At 70.2% G+C, this 16,918-nt stretch carries 17 protein-coding genes; 6 read left to right on the forward strand and 11 right to left on the reverse strand.

The window, feature by feature from the left end; translation table 11 throughout:
* Nucleotides 1-88: 88 nt before the first annotated feature.
* From ENKNEFLB_RS08510 to resB, 7 genes are all read right to left on the reverse strand, one after another.
* A complete protein-coding gene (locus ENKNEFLB_RS08510; protein ID WP_214058794.1) occupies nucleotides 89-679 on the reverse strand; it encodes a cadmium resistance transporter in 591 nt (196 codons plus the stop codon).
* 160 nt (nucleotides 680-839) lie between these two features.
* The gene (locus ENKNEFLB_RS22465) at nucleotides 840-1,073 is read right to left on the reverse strand and encodes a signal peptidase II (protein ID WP_338040956.1); all 234 of its coding nucleotides are present in this window, start codon (nucleotides 1,071-1,073) and stop codon (nucleotides 840-842) included.
* Nucleotides 1,074-1,335: 262 nt separating this feature from the next.
* Entirely contained in the window at nucleotides 1,336-3,306 is a 1,971-nt protein-coding gene (locus ENKNEFLB_RS08520) for a heavy metal translocating P-type ATPase (RefSeq protein ID WP_214058795.1), read from the reverse strand.
* Nucleotides 3,303-3,707: an ArsR/SmtB family transcription factor gene (locus tag ENKNEFLB_RS08525; RefSeq protein ID WP_214058796.1), complete on the reverse strand. Its 405-nt coding sequence runs from the start codon at nucleotides 3,705-3,707 to the stop codon at nucleotides 3,303-3,305. Before ENKNEFLB_RS08525 ends, ENKNEFLB_RS08520 begins: the two co-directional genes overlap by 4 nt.
* A 707-nt stretch (nucleotides 3,708-4,414) precedes the next feature.
* On the reverse strand, nucleotides 4,415-4,564 hold the full coding sequence (locus tag ENKNEFLB_RS08530) for a hypothetical protein (protein WP_214058797.1): 150 nt from the start codon (nucleotides 4,562-4,564) through the stop codon (nucleotides 4,415-4,417).
* Nucleotides 4,557-5,525, reverse strand: a complete 969-nt coding sequence (ccsB, locus tag ENKNEFLB_RS08535; RefSeq protein WP_214058798.1) for a c-type cytochrome biogenesis protein CcsB — start codon at nucleotides 5,523-5,525, stop codon at nucleotides 4,557-4,559. The genes ENKNEFLB_RS08530 and ccsB overlap by 8 nt, the downstream gene beginning before the upstream one ends.
* Nucleotides 5,522-7,036, reverse strand: a complete 1,515-nt coding sequence (gene resB, locus ENKNEFLB_RS08540; RefSeq protein ID WP_246535914.1) for a cytochrome c biogenesis protein ResB — start codon at nucleotides 7,034-7,036, stop codon at nucleotides 5,522-5,524. Before resB ends, ccsB begins: the two co-directional genes overlap by 4 nt.
* 216 nt (nucleotides 7,037-7,252) lie before the next feature.
* Between resB and ENKNEFLB_RS08545 the strand changes: the two genes are divergently transcribed.
* Together ENKNEFLB_RS08545 and ENKNEFLB_RS08550 are read left to right on the forward strand one after the other, a co-directional pair.
* Complete coding sequence (locus tag ENKNEFLB_RS08545) at nucleotides 7,253-7,621, forward strand: ArsR/SmtB family transcription factor (RefSeq protein WP_214058800.1); 369 nt, start codon at nucleotides 7,253-7,255, stop codon at nucleotides 7,619-7,621.
* On the forward strand, nucleotides 7,618-9,696 hold the full coding sequence (locus tag ENKNEFLB_RS08550; RefSeq protein ID WP_214058801.1) for a heavy metal translocating P-type ATPase: 2,079 nt from the start codon (nucleotides 7,618-7,620) through the stop codon (nucleotides 9,694-9,696). The genes ENKNEFLB_RS08545 and ENKNEFLB_RS08550 overlap by 4 nt, the downstream gene beginning before the upstream one ends.
* 29 nt (nucleotides 9,697-9,725) lie before the next feature.
* Here the strand turns inward: ENKNEFLB_RS08550 and ENKNEFLB_RS08555 are convergent, their stop codons facing one another.
* From ENKNEFLB_RS08555 to ENKNEFLB_RS08565, 3 genes are all read right to left on the reverse strand, one after another.
* Nucleotides 9,726-10,001: a hypothetical protein gene (locus tag ENKNEFLB_RS08555; protein WP_214058802.1), complete on the reverse strand. Its 276-nt coding sequence runs from the start codon at nucleotides 9,999-10,001 to the stop codon at nucleotides 9,726-9,728.
* A 374-nt stretch (nucleotides 10,002-10,375) separates the two neighbouring features.
* A complete protein-coding gene (locus ENKNEFLB_RS08560) occupies nucleotides 10,376-11,242 on the reverse strand; it encodes a F510_1955 family glycosylhydrolase (protein WP_214058803.1) in 867 nt (288 codons plus the stop codon).
* A 96-nt stretch (nucleotides 11,243-11,338) separates the two neighbouring features.
* On the reverse strand, nucleotides 11,339-12,022 hold the full coding sequence (locus ENKNEFLB_RS08565; RefSeq protein ID WP_214058804.1) for a DUF4396 domain-containing protein: 684 nt from the start codon (nucleotides 12,020-12,022) through the stop codon (nucleotides 11,339-11,341).
* Nucleotides 12,023-12,319: 297 nt separating this feature from the next.
* Between ENKNEFLB_RS08565 and ENKNEFLB_RS08570 the strand changes: the two genes are divergently transcribed.
* From ENKNEFLB_RS08570 to ENKNEFLB_RS08585, 4 genes are all read left to right on the forward strand, one after another.
* Nucleotides 12,320-12,538 carry a hypothetical protein gene (locus ENKNEFLB_RS08570; RefSeq protein ID WP_214058805.1) on the forward strand — a complete coding sequence of 73 codons (219 nt, stop codon included), beginning with the start codon at nucleotides 12,320-12,322 and terminating at the stop codon, nucleotides 12,536-12,538.
* Between the two features lie 932 nt (nucleotides 12,539-13,470).
* Nucleotides 13,471-13,980, forward strand: coding sequence for a DUF305 domain-containing protein (locus ENKNEFLB_RS08575; protein ID WP_214058806.1), 510 nt, complete (start codon nucleotides 13,471-13,473; stop codon nucleotides 13,978-13,980).
* A complete protein-coding gene (locus tag ENKNEFLB_RS08580) occupies nucleotides 13,977-14,222 on the forward strand; it encodes a DUF305 domain-containing protein (protein ID WP_214058807.1) in 246 nt (81 codons plus the stop codon). Before ENKNEFLB_RS08575 ends, ENKNEFLB_RS08580 begins: the two co-directional genes overlap by 4 nt.
* A 628-nt stretch (nucleotides 14,223-14,850) precedes the next feature.
* The gene (locus ENKNEFLB_RS08585; protein ID WP_214058808.1) at nucleotides 14,851-15,210 is read left to right on the forward strand and encodes a hypothetical protein; all 360 of its coding nucleotides are present in this window, start codon (nucleotides 14,851-14,853) and stop codon (nucleotides 15,208-15,210) included.
* Nucleotides 15,211-15,857: 647 nt separating this feature from the next.
* Here the strand turns inward: ENKNEFLB_RS08585 and ENKNEFLB_RS08590 are convergent.
* Entirely contained in the window at nucleotides 15,858-16,778 is a 921-nt protein-coding gene (locus ENKNEFLB_RS08590; protein WP_214058809.1) for a universal stress protein, read from the reverse strand.
* Nucleotides 16,779-16,918: the final 140 nt, after the last annotated feature.

A 16,918-nucleotide genomic window follows, 5' to 3' on the forward strand; every position in this document is an offset into this window, starting at 1 on the left:
ACGGTTCCGGAGGGCTGCGAAGCCGGTGGCTGGCCTCACACAGCCGCCGTCAGCACTGATCGGGCGACGACGCAGAGGGGCGGCCTGCTCACAGCCCGAAGGCGCCGCCCTCGACCAGGATGACCACGCCGAGGCCGATGAGCACGAGGGGGAACAGGACCTGCTCCCAGCGCTCGAGCACTTCGGCGATCGGCTTCCGGGTGGCGACGAACTTTGCCGCCACCACCAGGACAACGACCAGGGCCAAGAACACGACGCAGTAGGCCACGAGGGCACCCGTGCCGACGGAGAGGAACACCGGGACATAGACCCCGATGTTGTCTCCGCCGTTGGCAAACGTCACTGCTGCCACGACCCAGGCGCTGATCACCCGCCCCTCCATCGCTTCGTCCTCGTCGTCCCCGTTGCGCCAGACCTGCCAGGCGGCGTGCAGGCCCAGTAACAGCGGAATCAGACCGAAGTACGGAATGGCGTCGACGGGAAGGAACAACCCGGCCCCGAGTGTCACCGCGAGGGAGGCGAGGAGGATGCCGCTGAACCCCAGGTACTGGCCGAGGACGATCTTGGCCGTCGTGCCCCGCTGTCCGGCTCCGCGAGCAAAGAACAGAGACAGAACGATGATGTCGTCGATATTGGTGACCAGGAAGAGGCCAATTGCTTGAAGCGCGGAGGGGACCATGGCGGTTGCGTTCCTTCTGAGTACGGTCGTGGCGATGGGATCGCGGGCAGCCCAACCTGTCGCGGCCCCGTGACGACGGGCACTGTGCGCGGTGTCTCTGCGCGCCCCAAGAGCACCGGGCAGGAGCCCTCGCATCAGTGTTGGCTGGATGGGCGGCCGGTTAATTCTCTTCTCTGGCCACCGTGCGTTCGGGGCGGAATTGCAGCATGGCGATCACGAGGAAACCGGTGACCAAGAAGGTGTCGGCGAGGTTGAAAGTAGGCCACCAACCGGTGTGCAGGTAGTCGGTGACGACGCCGTCGCGGGCACGGTCGATGACGTTGGCGACGGCGCCGCCGAGGACGGCCCCCCGGCGATCCGCTCGATCCACCCGGCACGTGGGGCTCGATGCCACACATACGCCGCCAGGGCGATGGAGATCACGGTGGTGATCGCCACGATGACGCCCACCGGGAGCTCGTTGCCCATGCTGAACGCTACGCCCGAGTTGTACCCCAGCCGCAGCTGGAGCAGTCCGAGGTCGACGGTGGAGTCGGCGAGCCGCGCCTCGGAGACGGCTTTGGCGACGAGGTCGATCGACGCCGCTGTGAGGGCCACCAGCACCACCGCCGTTCGACCCATCCGAGGTCGCCGGACGGCTGACCTGGTACCGCCGGTCACCTGACCGAGACTTCCATCGTCGGCGAAAGCAGGGCCGGCTGCGGAGCCGGCGCGGGCGGCAGCGGACGTGCGCGCCCGGCGCGGACCGCGTTGCCGATCACGAGGATCTCGGCGACCTCGTGGACGAGGACCACCGCGGCCAGGCCAAGCAGACCGAAAGCGGCGAGCGGGATGAGGACGGCGATCAGGCCCAGGGAGAGGCCGACGTTCTGCAGCATGATCGATCGGGCGCGGCGGGCGTGGCTCAGGCTGTGGGGCAGGTGGCGCAGGTCCTCACCCATGAGCGCAACGTCGGCGGTCTCGATGGCCACGTCGCTGCCCATCGCACCCATGGCGATCCCGACGTCAGCGGTGGCTAGGGCGGGGGCGTCGTTGACGCCATCGCCGACCATGGCGGTGGGTCGTTGCTCGCGAAGCCGGCGGATGATGGCCGACTTGTCCTCGGGACGGAGGTCGGCATGCACCTCAGTGATGCCGGCTTGGGCGGCCAGGGCGGTCGCGGTGCGCACGTTGTCGCCGGTGAGCATCGCGACCTGGTAGCCGTCGGCGCGCAGGCGGGCCACGACCTCGGCTGCTTCGGGCCGCAGATCGTCGCGGACCGCGAGGGCGCCGATCACAACTCCGCCGAACTCCACGAGTACGGCGGTGGCGCCCGCCTCCTGCATGCGCCGCACCGGGTCGGCGAGCTCACCGGCCGGGATCCAACCTGGGCGCCCCAGGCGCGCGGGTCGACCGCCGACGGTTCCGGTGAGCCCGGCGCCCGTGACGGACTCGACGCCCTCGGCGTCACGGTGCTGCGAAACGGCGGCGAGGATGGCGCGGGCCAGGGGATGCTCGCTCCGGGACTCGAGGGCGGCGGCCACGTCGAGGATCTGCTCGCGGGTGTGGCCGGGTGCGGCGGTGACGTTGACGACGGTCGGCTCGTTGCGGGTCAATGTGCCTGTCTTGTCCAAAGCGACGCTCCGGATCCGCCCAAGTGCCTCAAGGGCGGCGCCGCCCTTGACCAGGGCGCCGATGCGGCTCGCGGCGCCGACTGCGGCGACCACGGTGACCGGCACGGAGATCGCTAGTGCACAGGGGGAGGCAGCGACCAGGACGACCAGGGCACGCTCGATCCAGGTGGCGGGGTCGCCGAGCAGGCTGCCGACGACGGCGATAACGGCGGCAAGGACCATGATCCCGGGGACCAGGGGTTTGGCGATCCGGTCGGCCAAGCGCTGTGCGTCGCCCTTGCGAGACTGTTCTGCCTCGACGATGTTGACGATGCGGGCCAGGGAGTTGTCGTCGGCGGTGGTGGTGACCTCGACCTCAAGGACACCGGTGCCGTTGATGCAGCCGGCGTAGACGGCGTCGCCCGGACTGGCTTCGACCGGGACGGATTCGCCGGTGAGGGCCGAAACATCAAGGGCGGTGCGGCCGACCCGGATGATGCCGTCGGTCGCGAGCCGTTCACCGGGCCGGACCAGGAGCAGGTCACCGATAACGAGATCGGCGGGCGCGATGGTGACCTGCTTGCCGTCGCGAAGAATCGTGGCCTCCACCGGGACGAGATTCAGAAGGGCGCGCAGGCCGCGACGGGTGCGGGCCACGGCGTACTCCTCCAGCCCCTCGCTGATGGAGTAGAGGAAGGCCAGCATCGCCGCCTCGGTGACCTGACCGAGGACGACAGCGCCTACGGCGGCGATCGTCATCAGGGTGCCGACGCCGATCCTGCCCTTACCCAGCCGTCTCAACGTGCTGGGTACGAAGGTCCAGGCGCCGAGTGCCAGGGCGACAGCGTTGAGCGAGGTCACCATGCTTGGGGAGGCGTCACTCAGATCAGCCGCGTAACCGGCGACCAGGAAGAGCCCGGCCAGAGCGGCGAATTGCAGTTCGCTGACCTCCCATAGCCGTTCCGGCTCGAGCTTCCCCGCTCCGTTGTCGTCGCTGCGTGGTTCGTCGGGGCCGCAGCCGCAGGCGTCGGTCACAGTCCGGGGCCCTTCGTGGTGGTGGTCGGAGTGCCTGGCTCAGATTCGGCAGTGGTGCCGGAGGGGCCGAAACGGGGGCAGAGTTCGACCCTCTCGCCAGTCAACGCGAGCAGTTGCTCGGCAGCGCCGAGCAGGTCCACCAGCTGAGGGTGGGCAATGGAGTAGAAGACCTGGCGTCCCTCCGGTCGGCCGACGATCAGCCCGCAGTCACGCAAGCAAGCGAGGTGACCGGACACAGTGCCCTGTGCCAGTCCGAGGGCCTCGGTGAGATCCACCACGCGACGCTCGCCGCCGCCTGCGAGCTGGCGGATGATGGAGAGTCGATTGCGGTCCCCGAGGCCGTGGAACAGTGCCGCTCCCCGCAGTAGAGCTGGGTCGGATATCGCCGTTGTCATTGGCATAGCCCGATGATAGCGATGAGAAGTTGGGTCGTCTACCCCGGGTGATTGCGGCCGGAAGGTTAGACATCTGGGGTGACGGCGGTGCACGTCGTGAGAGGCAGGACGGAGACTTGAGGCAAGGCCTCGTCCGAGGTGGACCTCGACGGCGCCTAGGAGTACGCCGCCGGCGCCGCCGCGCTGCGTACCCAGGCCACGCCCTATGCTCTGTGCATCCAAAGCGTGGTGGTGGTCGCTGTGCTGTTGCTGGGGATTCCGGCCTGCCTGTTCAAGACGGGACACCGGGACGGGTTGACCTCGCGTGTCTGCCTGTACCCCTCGGCGGCACCGCCGAGCCCGGCCGGGTTGGGAGGGGGAGTTCCCCGCGCATCGAGTAGTCGTCGGATTTAGCGTGCAGCCCGACTTCCTGGTGGCCTCGGCGAGCGACCGACGCGCTGGACTCCGCTGCTGGGGCCGATTAGCTGCATTGTCTTCGGTGTGTGTGGATGGACTGCGATGTCTTGCGGCGTTACGGCCTCGCCGGGCGCACGCTGCAACGACATGAAGATCCCCACGCTGGAGGGCCGCCTGGCGTCTTCACCATCGAAGCTGCCGTTCGGGAGTCGTCGGCGTGCACTGAAGGCAAGTTACCTCGTTGTGAGTCCCCCGGCCGTGTGTGGGCCGGCTTTCGGCGCCACCGCGTGCGATCCTGCGCACCGACCCTGCCAGGCCTAGTCGTCGTCGCGTTGGTGGCGCGCCTCACGGGCATCGCGCCTGCGCCCCCGCGCCACGAGGTAGACCAGGGCGAGGGTGGCGACGACCGTGATCAACGCGATCACCAGGGTCGCGGCCTCCGACCCGCCACCGCCGCCCTCAGACACCGGCGTAGGAGTGCAGGCCCGGGATCCACATGTTGACCCCGAAGAAGTTGAACACGAAGGCCGCGTAGCCCGCGAGGGCGAACCAGGAGGCTCGCGAGCCCCGCCATCCGGTGGTGGCGTCGGCGTGCAGGTAGGCGGCGTAACAGACCCAGGTGATGAACGCCCAGGTCTCCTTGGGGTCCCAGCCCCAGTACCGACCCCAGGAGTTCTCGGCCCAGATGGCGCCGGCGATGACGGCGAAGGTCCAGATCGGGAAGGCGAAGACGTGGGCACCCCGCGCGACGCGCGAGAGGGTGTCCGCTGTGGGTAGCTGGGCGGCGTACCGACCCCGGGTGCGGCCCGCCTGGGCCGCTCGGGCGTCGTGGCGCTGTCGGACCATGAACAGGATGGTCGTCAGGGCCCCGACGGTGAAGACGCCGCCGGAGATGATCGCGGCTGCGACGTGCACCACGAGCCAGTAGGAGTCCAGCACCGGCACGAGGTCGCCGGCGGGGGTGTAGAGGACCGTGACGGCCAGGCCGAGCGTGAGGACGATCGCGCCGACGATCCAGGCGCCGAGGTCGCGCACCGGCTGGCGGCGGAGCAGGGCCAGGTAGGTCGCCCCGGCCGTCATCGTGATGACGATCGCGAACTCATACATGTTGCCCCAGGGAGCCCGCTCGGCTGCGAGGCCGCGCGTGACGACGCCGGCCAGGTTCAGCAGGAGGCCCAGGACCGCGAGGGACGACCCGACCGCACCGACGCGGGCTCCTGGTGTGCCCGCGGTCGATGAGGAGGGCGCCACTCGAGTCGGTGGTGGCGCTGCGGGTGCCCCGGCACCGACGGCGACCGGGACGTCGGCAGTGACCTCCACCCCCCGGTTGACCCGCGCGGCGGTCTCGGCGGCGTACGCCAGCATTGCCAGCACGTAGACGGCGATGGCGGAGTAGATGAGGTTGTCGGAGAGCAGGTCCCACGTCATCGGTTCGGCTCCTGGGTGTGTGTCTGGGTGCTGGGGCTCGGGGGAGGTGTGTCAGGGCCGCGGAGCGCCAAGGACACCGCCTCGAGGTCGCCCGCGGGCAGCTGGCGTCGGGTCAGGGACCGCATGGCCACCTCCACGGCGACGAACCCTTCGGCGGGGGCCGTGTCGGTGACACGGACCCAGAGCCGCCGGCGCCGGATGACCAGCGAGGTGGTGAGGCCGCCCAGCAGCAGCAACGCGGCGACCAGGCTGATCTCCTTGCCCGGGTCGTAGGCGACCTGGAAGTTGGCGAACCGCGAGACGCCGTCGAAGGTCAGGCTGCCCTGATCGTCGGGCAGGCGCATGGTCTCGCCCACGGCGAGCGGCTGCCGCAACGGGCTGCCGTCCTCGCCGAGCACGGGTTCCAGGTTCGTCGTGTCCAGGGTGTAGACCGACTGCGTGGTGCCGTCGGACATGCCGAGGTCACCGGTGAACGCGGTCATCACCAGCTGGGGGTCGACCGGGCCGGGAAAGGCCGAGACCGGGCCGCGCCCGTCGGTTGCCGCGGTGGGCAGGAACAGGCCCTGGAAGCCCAGCCCGACCGGCTGGGCGTCAGGGGCCTTGACGACGCCGTCGGAGGTGAAGTTGGAGTCAGAGGGAAGGAAGATGACAGGCCCGGAGAAGGTCACGGCGCCGGTGCCGTCACGGACGGTGACCTCGGGGGCGTAGCCGTGACCGGTGAGGAAGAACTTGGTCTCGTTGATGTCCAGGGGCGAGTTCGGCTTCACCTGGACCACGCCGGAGCCCTCCTCGGACTCGTAGGAGACGCGGGCGTCGAAGCTGCGGGGCTCGCCCAGCTTGGCTGGATCGGTCTCGAACTCCGCCTCGAAGCTGTCGAGGGTGAAGCTGAGCGGCTCCAGGCCCTCCACGTCGGTCCACACCGAGGGGAAGAACTCGTCGTACTCGGCGCTCACGTTGGTGAACGAGCTGCCCTCGGCGACGGCCACGCGGCCCTCGAAGCCGTACAGGCGCCCGCCGGCGATGCCGACGAGCAGCACCAGCAGCGACAGGTGGAAGGCCAGGTTGCCGGTCTCGCGCAGGTACCCCTTCTCCGCGCGCACCTCATCACCCACGACCCGGACCCGGAACCGTCGGCGGCGCAGGGCCGCCGCCGCGGTCTCCAGCGCCTGGTCGGCCGGCTCGGCGGTGGTGAGCGAGGCGTACTCCGGCTCCCTGCTCAAGTGTCGCGGGGCCGGGGGCGGTGCCGCGCGGCTCTCGCGCCACAAGCGCGCACAACGGGGCAGCACGCACCCGGTCATCGAGACCAGCAGCAGCAGGTAGATCGCGGCGAACCACGGCGAGCCGTAGACGTCGAACAGCGACAGACGGTCCATCCACGGCGCAAGCTCAGGGTGCTGCACGAAGTACCGCACGACGGCCTGCGGATCCGAGGCGACGTTGCGCTGGGGGAGGACCGAGCCGGGCACGGCCGCGACCGCGAGCAGCGACAACAAGATGACGGCCGTACGCATCGACGTGAGCCGCCGCCAGGCCCACCGCCCCCAACCCCAACGGGGTCGATAGTCCCGAGGCTCCGCCAGACCCGGGGGAGCCTGGCCTCTCTCCGGCGCGGTGGAGGTCGTCATGTGCTCATTCCGTCTCGAGGCGTTGGGGGCTACTCCCCATGGTAGTAGAAGGTTGGGTGCCGTAGGTCGGCAGGTCATCCCGATGGTGGTTAGAATGTTGGTATGACCGACGAGAGCTGCGGGCTGCTGTGCCTGGACCTACCGGAGGCGGAGCGGGTCCGCTCTCTGGTCCCGTCCGCCGAGGTGGCCGGGGTCTCAGCGGCGCGCTTGCGCGCGCTGGCAGACCCGACCCGGTTGCGGGTGGCCATGGCGCTGGCCGCCTCCGGCGGTGAGCTGTGCGTCTGTGACCTTGCCTGGGTGGTGGGGGCGTCCTCCGGGCTCGTCTCCCACCACCTGCGGCTGTTGCGGTCCAGCGGCCTGGCGGCCTCGCGGCGTGACGGCAAGATGGTCATGTACGCCCTCACCGAACCGGGAGAGGCGCTGTTGCGCTCCGTCACGGGCTGCACTGTCGGGTCGCAGGTGACGTCATGAGCGACGCCTGCTGCGGTGGTGACACACCCGAGGACGTGGGTCCGCGGGAGTCCATCGACCCGGTCCGGCTGCGCGACGTCCGCGAGCTCAGGATCGCCGGCGCTGCCGGCGTGCTGGTGCTCCTCGGGTTCCTTCTTCCTGTGCTCGGTGGTCCTCCGGCGACCGGCTCTGGGGTCGCAGCGCACCTCGCTGCGGCCGCGTTGGGTGGCGTGACGTTCGTGCCAGGTGCGGTGCGCGGTCTGCGGCGGCGCCGGGTCGGCGTCGCCACCTTGATGACCATCGCGCTCATCGGTGCGCTGGTGCTCGGCCAGGTCGCCGAGGCGGCCATGCTGGCGTTCCTGTTCTCCATCAGCGAGGCCCTCGAGCACTACTCGGTGACCCGCACCAGGCGTGGACTGCGCTCCCTCCTGGCGCTGGTGCCGACGGAGGTCTCCGTCGAGCGCGGCGGCCTCACGGGACGCATCCCAGCCTCCGCGCTTGAGGTCGGGGATCTGATGGTGGTCATGGCCGGCGACCGGGTGGCCAGCGACGGCATGGTCCGCAGCGGCCGGTCCTCGCTGGACGTCTCGGCTATCACCGGTGAGTCGATGCCAGCAGAGGTCGGACCGGGCGACGTCGTGCACGCCGGCTCGGTGAACGCCAACGGCGTACTCCGGGTCGAGGCCACCGCACGGGTCGAGGACAACTCGCTGGCCAAGGTGGTGGCCGTCGTCGAGGACGCTCAACGGCTCAAGGGTGACCGGCAGCGGATCGCGGACCGCATCGCGCGTCCGCTGGTGCCGGCGATCATGGTGGTGGCCGCCCTGATCGCGGGGATCGGTTCGCTCCTCGGGGACCCAACGCTGTGGGTGGAACGCGCGCTCGTGGTGCTGGTCGCCGCGGCGCCGTGCGCCTTGGCTCTCTCGGTGCCTGTCACCGTGGTCGCCGCCGTGGGCGCTGCGAGCCGGTTCGGCGTGCTGGTCAAGGGCGGCGCGGCGATCGAAGCGCTCGGCGCCGTCCGTACTGTCGCGCTGGACAAGACCGGGACGCTGACCGCCAACCGGCCCCGGGTGGTTGCTGTCGTAGCGGCCCAGGGCTGGACCGAGGACGAGGTCCTCGCAACGGCGGCGGCCCTGGAACGACACAGCGAGCACCCGCTGGCCGCGGCCGTGCTCACCGCCGCGGCAGAGGGAGCCGTCGCTCAACGGGACGCGACCGACATCGAGGCGGTGCCGGGCCACGGACTCCGAGGCGTGCTCGACGGCCGTCCGGCACGCCTCGGCAAGCCGACCTGGGTCCTGCCTGCGGCCCTGGCGGCCGAGGTGGACCAGCTGCAGGGATCAGGTGCGACCGTCGCAGTGGTCGAGGTCGACGGCGAGGTGGTCGGGGTGATCGCGGTGCGTGACGAGCTGCGCCGGGAGGCGGCCGAGGTGGTCGCCGATCTTCGCGCGCGCGGCATCGACGTGGTGATGCTGACTGGGGACCACGAGCGAACCGCGCGGGCCATCGCCGCGGAGCTTGGCATCACTCGAGTCCATGCCAACCTGGTCCCGACCGACAAGTCGGACCTGGTGGCTCGGTTTCGCAGTGAGTCGGGCCGACCGGTGGCCATGGTGGGTGACGGCGTGAACGACGCCCCGGCACTCGCCGTGGCCGACGTGGGCATCGCGATGGGCGCGATGGGAGCAGACGTCGCCATCGAGGCCGCAGATGTCGCCCTGATGGGCTCGGACCTGCGGCACCTCCCTCAGGCCATCGGCCACGCACGTCGAGCCAGGGGCATCATGCTGCAGAACATCGCGCTGTCACTGCTGATCGTGGTTGGCCTGGTCCCGCTGGCCGCGCTCGGCGTCCTTGGTCTGGCCGCCGTCGTGCTGATCCACGAGGTGGCCGAGGTGTTCGTCATCGCCAACGCCGTCCGGGCCGGGCGCCTCGCCGCCCTTGACGGCGTCGAGGCGCCGCGCGCGGCCGATCCCGGCCGGGACCTCGGCACGTTCCAGGTGGCGGAGGACGGCTGCGCATGCTGCGCGCCATCGGCCGACGCATCGCTCGACGCATCGGTCCTGGGAATCGGTGGGTCGGCGCGGGGCGCCTGAGGGGTCCTCCCCACGCGCGCGGTCCTTGCTCAGGCCGGGGGGTCCTCGTGGGTCCGCTCGGTGTCCTCCTCGGCGGGTTCGGTGCCCTCCGCGTCGTCCAGCGCAGCGTCGGGGCCCGGCGAGCGTTCGACGCGGGTGACCAGCAGTGCGCCGAGCACGACGAGACCGATGACGGCGGCCGGGATCAGAAAGCTCCACCCGAACCCACCAACGCTGCCGCCGCCGGTGCCCGGGGCGGCGCTTGCCGAGGCTGGCGTCGAAACAAGAATCAAAAAGGCCCCGATGAACGGTGCGCCCAGCAGCACCGCCCGCCCTGAAGAGCGACACCTGCGGTCCGTGCAGCGAAGGTGAAGCCCTAGACGGTTCATACTATAAACAGTAGTGGATGCTTGCTTGTACGATACCCGGCGCACTGCCAGTAGCGCCTACCTCAACCGGTTGGCGGGCAGTGGTCTCCAGGGAGTTTTCGGTCAGGTGTCGGCCGGTGTCATGTTTGGTCCCGCCCGGGGGCTAACCACCGGCGTGGTCGAATCCCGGCACGTGGGAACGGCTGCGCAAGGAGATTCTCCTCCGAGTCGAGGTGATGGCCTGGCTTCTCGCTGCGCAGATGATCGGTGGCCGGGTCGTCAGGGGGAGGGTGCCGTGTCGGTAGGCCGGGGCCTGCGGGAGGCCAGCTGGGTCAGGCCTCGTTCCTCACCACCAACCCCCAGGTGAGGCCGTCGTCGGTGGACTCATAGACGCCAGTTGCGGTTGCGGCGTGCCACCGGTCCGGCGACGCGTCGAGCGCTTCCGCAGGCCCGTCGACACGTCCTGCCTGGCGCCAGGTGGTGGTGTCAGTGCTGATCAGGACGGTCCCGTCGGGTCCCACCCCGACCAGCGGGCCACCGGGTTCCCAGTCGATCGCGGTCAGGACGGGTGCGCCCGGGACCGGTCGTGGGTCTGCGCCGTCGGTGGAGACGACGAGCTCGCCTCGGTCGGTGGTGGCGTAGACGGTGTCCGGGTCAGTCTGGTCGGCGGCGAGGTCGTAGATCGGTTGCTTGCTGATCGTGTCCCAGGTCTTCTCGTCGTCACTGGTCAGAAGGGAGCCGGACTGGGAGTCGTAGGCGTAGATGCGGCCGCCTACCGGCTCGATGGCGTGAAAGTCGGCCTCACCCTGCAACGACACTGGGGCCCAGGTGTTGGCGCCGTCGGTGGACTCGATGAGTCCGAGGCTTGCGGGGAGGTCTTCCTCCCGCAGGTCGGGGTGTCCGCTGCCGAGGAAGTGTCCGGGACCGACAATGGCGAACCCCATGGTGTCCTGCCACCGGTCTGCGACCCGTTCGGGTTGCCCGCCGTCGCTGACCTGGAACACCCCGAGGTGAGAGGCGATGTAGAGAGCACCGTTGCCGGGGTCGACTCCGACGCCGTGGACGTGGCCCAGCTCCGCCCGCGCGCCCTCCTCAGGAAGTCCTGCGGGTTCGGACGGGTCGGGGGCGGCGCACCCGGAGAGGGCAAGCGCCGCGCCGAGGGCCGTTGCGGCGAGTGCGAGAGGGACGGCTCGGTGCATGGTGACTCCGGTGTGGGTGAGCGAATGTTCGGATCGGTCGGAGCAGCGCAGGACGTCGTGCCCGTGCCGCCCCGACCGGGAGGTCGGGGGAGTCCCTTAGGCCGGCACGAGCGTCTGGTGGCGGCGGGTGAGCCGGTTGACGACGGGGTAGGCGGTAAGGAGTCCGAGGACGATGCCGACCTGCATGAGGAACCAGAAGTTGCCCTCGGTGGCGGGCGGCATGAACGAGTTGAAGTGCAGCAGCAGCATCCAGCCGCCCATGCCGATGTCGAAGGCGAGGACGGTGAGCACTGCTGCGGTGGCAGCCGTTCCGACGGGCAGCGTCCGACCGGGTCGGGTTGCGGCCCGCTCGTAGGCGAAAAGGAATGCCATGGCGAGGACGCCGATGACGATGATCATGACCCACAGGTCGATCCCGGCGATCGTGAGACCGGAGGCGAGGACCAGGGGCACGCCGAGGAGGTGAGCGATGGCCGAGGCTCCACCACCCGGCAGCCCCGCCACGGCGATCGGCTGGTCATGACCCTGCCTGGTCGTCACCGCCGCGTCGTTCTTCATGGCCCGGGCGGGGGCACGACCGTGGCGGGCGTACAGGGGAAGTGCGAAGGGCCCCAGGTAGAGCGCTGAGGCGATCCACACCACCTCCTCGGCGACGGTGGTATGGCGGCGGTGCCGGGCGTAGATGTCGACAGCGATGGCAGCGGCGCTGATGAGCGCCAGGGCGATGTAGAGCCAGGAGATCGGGGTGAGCCAGTCAGGCACCCGGTTGGTCATGTCCATGAGTGATGTGGTCCTTCGATGGTTGCGCGCGGCGTCGGCGCCCGGTGCGGGGCAGACGGGTGGGTAGTGGGCCCGGGTGGGCCCGGGGCGCACGCCCGGACAGGTAGTTCGGACGCGGCGGGCTGCTCAGGGGGACTCTGAGCGGCCTGTCACACCCGCCACACACACAACGTGGTCGACGACAACGGGACGTGACCCCGCCACCGTCCGCGCACGAACGAGGTCATCGATGGAACGGTCGCTCGCTCGAGCAATCGGAGGAACGGGGTGTGCCTGCGGGTCAACAGCAGGATCAGCATGGTCAAGGGTGCCGCGATCGCGATGACGAAGCACACCATCGTGGTCATCTCCGAGGCACACGCTGCATCGCACATGCCTGCCATCCCTGATGTAGGGGCCTGGTCGGCATCGGCCGCTGCCATGGCCGACGACGTGGTCGACGACGTGGTCGACGACGTGGCCGACATCGAGCTCATGGCGGCTGTGGACGTGCCCGAGCCGCTGGAGACGACGTAGCTCGCGCACATTAGGCTCAGCCCGAGCGCGATGGTGCTGAGCAACCCGTACCGCCACCACTGCGCTGGAGTCGGCAGAGCGGGAGCGGGCACGCCCCGAGGATAGGTCAGGGCCCCAGGCCCCGGGGACCACTACGAGTGGCCCGACCGGGGAGGGCTTCGGCCTCTGCGCGTCGCGTGCCGCAACCGCAAGACTCGAACCAGTCGCCCGGGGATTCGGCGTCTACGGGTCGTCCGTCGGGTTCTGTTCCGCGGGCCGCTCTCACACCGCCCTGGTCGGGCTGTTCCTACCGATTGCCACCGCTGCGGCGGTGGTGCGGTCGCTACCTGGCGCCGTGGTTGTTCGAGTACGGGCCACGGCCACCGCACGACCCACGAGAGGAGTTGTGAGGACGTTGTGTGTTGCCACGCGCAGACCGAACCGGACCCTGCCCGCACTTCTCGCTGTGGCGGTCGGGGCGGTCGTGCTGGGCATCGTCGGGATGCATGCCTCTACACCCACGGCGTCACCAGCGGTACGAACCACGCCACCACGGCCGTCTTTTCGGTGATGAGCGCCGCGCAGCCGTCCACGACTGGGCTCGCCGTCGGCGAGGCCCATGAGGGAGAGCACCACGGCCTCAGCAGCATGGCGATGCTCTGCACCGTGATGCTGGCGGCAGCCGCTGGAGCAGCCCTGCTCCTGGTTGGAGCGCACCGCGCACCGCGGATCTGGAGTCACGTGTCGACCATCGACCGCGCCACCGTGTGCCCGGGCAGCACCGTCGCCTGTCGAGGAACCGGCCTGCCACCGGCCTGGGAGTTCTCCGTCATCAGGTGCTGAGGGGGCATCGCGCTGCCCTGACCTCGGGCGCGCGACACGACGCCACCCGACCAACGCAACTCAGTCCACAGGAGAACCCCTTCGTACGTATCAATCGCACCACCCGCGCCATGAGCGCGATCGCCCTCGGACTCACCCTCGCCTTGGCCGCCGCTGCCTGCGGCGATAGCGATGACACCAGCAGTTCCGGTGCCGAGACCTCCACCACTGAGCACAACGACACCGACGTCGCCTTTGCCTCCGACATGCTCCAGCACCACACCCAGGCACTCGACGTGGTCGACCTCACCCAGGGCCGCGACCTCGACCTCGAGGTTCAGCAGCTGGCCGACGACATCAGGGCCGCTCAGGCCCCCGAGATCGAGACCTTCACCGGCTGGCTCACCGACTGGGACGAAGCCGTCCCTGCGACCAGCACGAGCGGGTCGATGCGCGACCGGGACATGCCCCGGATGGGCGGGTCGATGCGCGGCCGCGACGGGATGCGCCGCGACGCGATGCGCGGCGACGCGATGCGCGGCGACGCGATGCGGGGCGACGGGATGCGGGGCGACGCGATGCGCGGCGACGCGATGCGGGGCGACGCGATGCGCGGCGACGCGATGCGATGCGGGGGATGATGTCCGGCGCTGACATGCCGGGGATGATGTCCGGCACCGAGATGACCGCCCTGGCTCAGGCGCCTGATGCTGAGTTCGAGGAGTGGCTGGAGATGATGATCGAGCACCATACCGGTGCAATCGACATGTCCGAGACCGAGACCGAGCAGGGTCAGTACAAGCCTGCGATCGACCTCGCTAACGAAAGCGCAGAGTCGCAGACCGCCGAGGTCGAGACGATGGAGAACCTTCTCGCCCCTTGATTCGGCAGTAGGCACACGGTTGGGTGGACCGCCGCGCACGCCGAGGGCGGTCCATGCCTCGGAGTGGACTTCTTCGGGTCAGGTCGCTGGAAGCGGCGGATCGTGGTCCTGCCCGGGTCGTTGAGGACAGCAAGCAGGCGCTCCCGACCCGTTGCCCACCCCGGGGTCCGGTCTCGGGTTCACTGCCGGTGCAGTAGGCCCTGGGCGGCGTCACCGCGACACGTCAGCGGGGGAGGGCCCCGAGTCCTCTCCCGCGACGTGCTGACTCCTACCCGGGGGCTGACCCCAGGTGCTGGGCTGTGCCGCCCTGGAGGGCAGTCCTGGTCGGTCGCGGGGACAGAGCCCATGATTCCCGTCACTCCATCCGGACACGTGGTCGGGCGCGCCGGTCACGGCGTGGGGGAGGCTCGCCCTGGCATCAACGTCACCCCGGCCGGTCCTCCTGTGGGTTCAGCCGGTCGGCGACGCTGGTCGGCGGGTGGCCCGAGCATCACCGGCACCGGCCAGCGCCAGGACGCCGTGACGGGCGCGTGGAACGACCTCGCGCCCGTCACCGTCCATGCCCGAAGGGAAGGCCGCTGAGACCCCGAGGTGGCCAACCTGCCTGCCTGGAACCCAGACTCAACGCATGGCTGCAGAACGCGATGAAGACTTGAAGGCCCGCGAGGCCGAGGTGACGAGGCTTGAAGCCGCATTAGCAGAGCGCGCCGCGTCCGCCGAGGACCTGATTGATGCCGCCGTCGAACGAGACGCGGACGCCGACCAGCGTGACGAGGTCGCCATCGAGCGCGACCGGCAGGCCAGCCTCGCCGCATTCACCACCCAGGACGGCCCCTACCTCCACGACCTGGAGGCCCGGCGCGACGCCGCCCTCAACCGCATGCACTCCAAGGACGACCGCACCTCCTCCGCCGAGGACCGCGACGCTCTCAGGGCAGAGCACGACTCCGGCGACGATGCCGACGACACGAGGAGACCGCACCACTGACCTGCGCCACCGTTTCGCCGGAGCTGCACTGGATGGTCTAGTTGTTGCCGCCACCGCAACGCAGCGCAAGGGACGCCCGGATGTCCCTCGCGAACGGGCCCGGGCGCCTGAACCACGGGTCGGGGTCCGCGCGAGACGCGTCGGACCGCGTGTAGACCCGGCGGGCCGCTGCGACCGGGTAGACGAGGTAACCGCCCCCCGGTGTGGCTCTGGCCCGGCAGACCATGGCGACGTCGGTCGGACTCACCCGAACCACGGCAGGGGTGAGCCCGTCGCATGAATCCGCAGCACGAAGGGCGCCTGCCACGACGTCGATGGCCGCCGCAGCGGTACCGGAGGCGGTGAAGACGCGAGAGGTAGCCAGGACCGTGAGGGTGATCAGCTCGGCTCCGCGATCGAGCGAGGCACCTCGGTCCAGGTCGCGCCGTTCAGGAACGGCGCGTGATCGGCCAGCTCGGTGCCCACCTGAAAGGTCGAGACGATCTCGGCCAGCGCCACGCCTCGCTTTGGCGGTCAGGGGTAGCGACCCGCAGGCACAGACCGCCGCCGGGTCGAGCCAGTCGAGGACCGCTCGTTGCCCAGAGGGGCTGAAGCCGGCGTCGTGTCCAGGGGCGCGGGACGGGCTAAGAGCGGTGTTTGACGGCCGCTCAGCCACGTCCGGTCGCGACGCGGGCCTCCGGGACCACGACGACCGGGCAGCGGGCGTGCTCGAGGACGGCGGTCGTGGTCGAGGTCATCATCAGGCGGTGCCAGGCGCTGTGGTGGTGTCGGCCGACGACGACGAGGGCCCACGGACGGGCGCGGTCACCGGAGTTCTGGGTGACTAGTCCTTGTTCGACCTGGGCGGTGTACGCAACGTCAGGGTGCTTCTCGGCTGCTCCGGTCAGGCTCGCGAGCACCGCGTCCCTGGACTGGGTGCTCTCCTGGGCGTCCAGCGACCAGGAGTCCCCGGCCCAGGCCGAGGCAGGGTCGCGGACGCAATGCACGACGGTGAGGGGCAGGTCGCGCAGCGAGGCCTGGGCGAAGGCGTGCTCGATGACCGGTGTGGACTCAGGGGTGTCGTCGACGCCGACGAGGACCCCTGTGCCGTCGGCGTCGGAGAGGCGGGGGTCGGCCGGTGGTCGCACTACGACCACGGGGCACTGGGCGCGTCGGGTGACGGCGGCGGCGACCGAGCCGAGCAGGACGCTGCCGACCGGTCCCCAGCCATGGGACCCGAGCACCATCAGGTAGGCGGACTCCGAGAGCTCGACGAGGCCCTCACGGGTCTCTCGCTCGATCACGTGACCGTCCACCCGCAGATCAGGGTGCTGGAGACGGGCCAGGCCGACGACCGCGGCGAGGTCGGCCACCGCCCCCTCGCGCAGCACGTCCAGCACCGGGCCTCCCGCTCCTGAGCTCGCGATCCAGGCAGCGGACTGCACCTCGGCGACGTTGAGCAGGCGCACGACATCGACGGGACGCCGCTCGAGCACGGCCTGCTCGAGGCCCCAGGCGAGGGCCTCGGCGGAGCGTCCGCTGCTGTCGTAGGCAATGACGACGGAGCCGGCGGGGACGATGGGGGTCATCGTTTGACAGTGCCCCGCGCTGTCGCCCGGTCGGTACGGCCCTCGTCCCCGGACCGGGGGGACCTGCGGCCTGCCTCATCGGCTGCGGGCACCGCTCAGGTCGGTACTCCAACCGCTGCGGTCGACTTCGTTCCACGCCG

It is taken from the genome of Nocardioides aquaticus (genome assembly GCF_018459925.1).
GTDB classification, from domain to species: domain Bacteria; phylum Actinomycetota; class Actinomycetes; order Propionibacteriales; family Nocardioidaceae; genus Nocardioides; species Nocardioides aquaticus.

Coding starts and splice junctions, on each gene's coding strand:
- ENKNEFLB_RS08570 (WP_214058805.1), top strand. CDS start 12,320: ATGGTCAAGGGTGCCGCGATCGCGATGACGAAGCACACCATCGTGGTC.
- ENKNEFLB_RS08545 (WP_214058800.1), top strand. CDS start 7,253: ATGACCGACGAGAGCTGCGGGCTGCTGTGCCTGGACCTACCGGAGGCG.
- ENKNEFLB_RS08525 (WP_214058796.1), bottom strand. CDS start 3,707: ATGCCAATGACAACGGCGATATCCGACCCAGCTCTACTGCGGGGAGCG.
- ENKNEFLB_RS08585 (WP_214058808.1), top strand. CDS start 14,851: ATGGCTGCAGAACGCGATGAAGACTTGAAGGCCCGCGAGGCCGAGGTG.
- ENKNEFLB_RS08550 (WP_214058801.1), top strand. CDS start 7,618: ATGAGCGACGCCTGCTGCGGTGGTGACACACCCGAGGACGTGGGTCCG.
- ENKNEFLB_RS08575 (WP_214058806.1), top strand. CDS start 13,471: ATGAGCGCGATCGCCCTCGGACTCACCCTCGCCTTGGCCGCCGCTGCC.
- resB (WP_246535914.1), bottom strand. CDS start 7,036: ATGCGTACGGCCGTCATCTTGTTGTCGCTGCTCGCGGTCGCGGCCGTG.
- ENKNEFLB_RS08565 (WP_214058804.1), bottom strand. CDS start 12,022: ATGGACATGACCAACCGGGTGCCTGACTGGCTCACCCCGATCTCCTGG.
- ccsB (WP_214058798.1), bottom strand. CDS start 5,525: ATGACGTGGGACCTGCTCTCCGACAACCTCATCTACTCCGCCATCGCC.
- ENKNEFLB_RS08590 (WP_214058809.1), bottom strand. CDS start 16,778: ATGACCCCCATCGTCCCCGCCGGCTCCGTCGTCATTGCCTACGACAGC.
- ENKNEFLB_RS08580 (WP_214058807.1), top strand. CDS start 13,977: ATGATGTCCGGCGCTGACATGCCGGGGATGATGTCCGGCACCGAGATG.
- ENKNEFLB_RS08560 (WP_214058803.1), bottom strand. CDS start 11,242: ATGCACCGAGCCGTCCCTCTCGCACTCGCCGCAACGGCCCTCGGCGCG.
- ENKNEFLB_RS08510 (WP_214058794.1), bottom strand. CDS start 679: ATGGTCCCCTCCGCGCTTCAAGCAATTGGCCTCTTCCTGGTCACCAAT.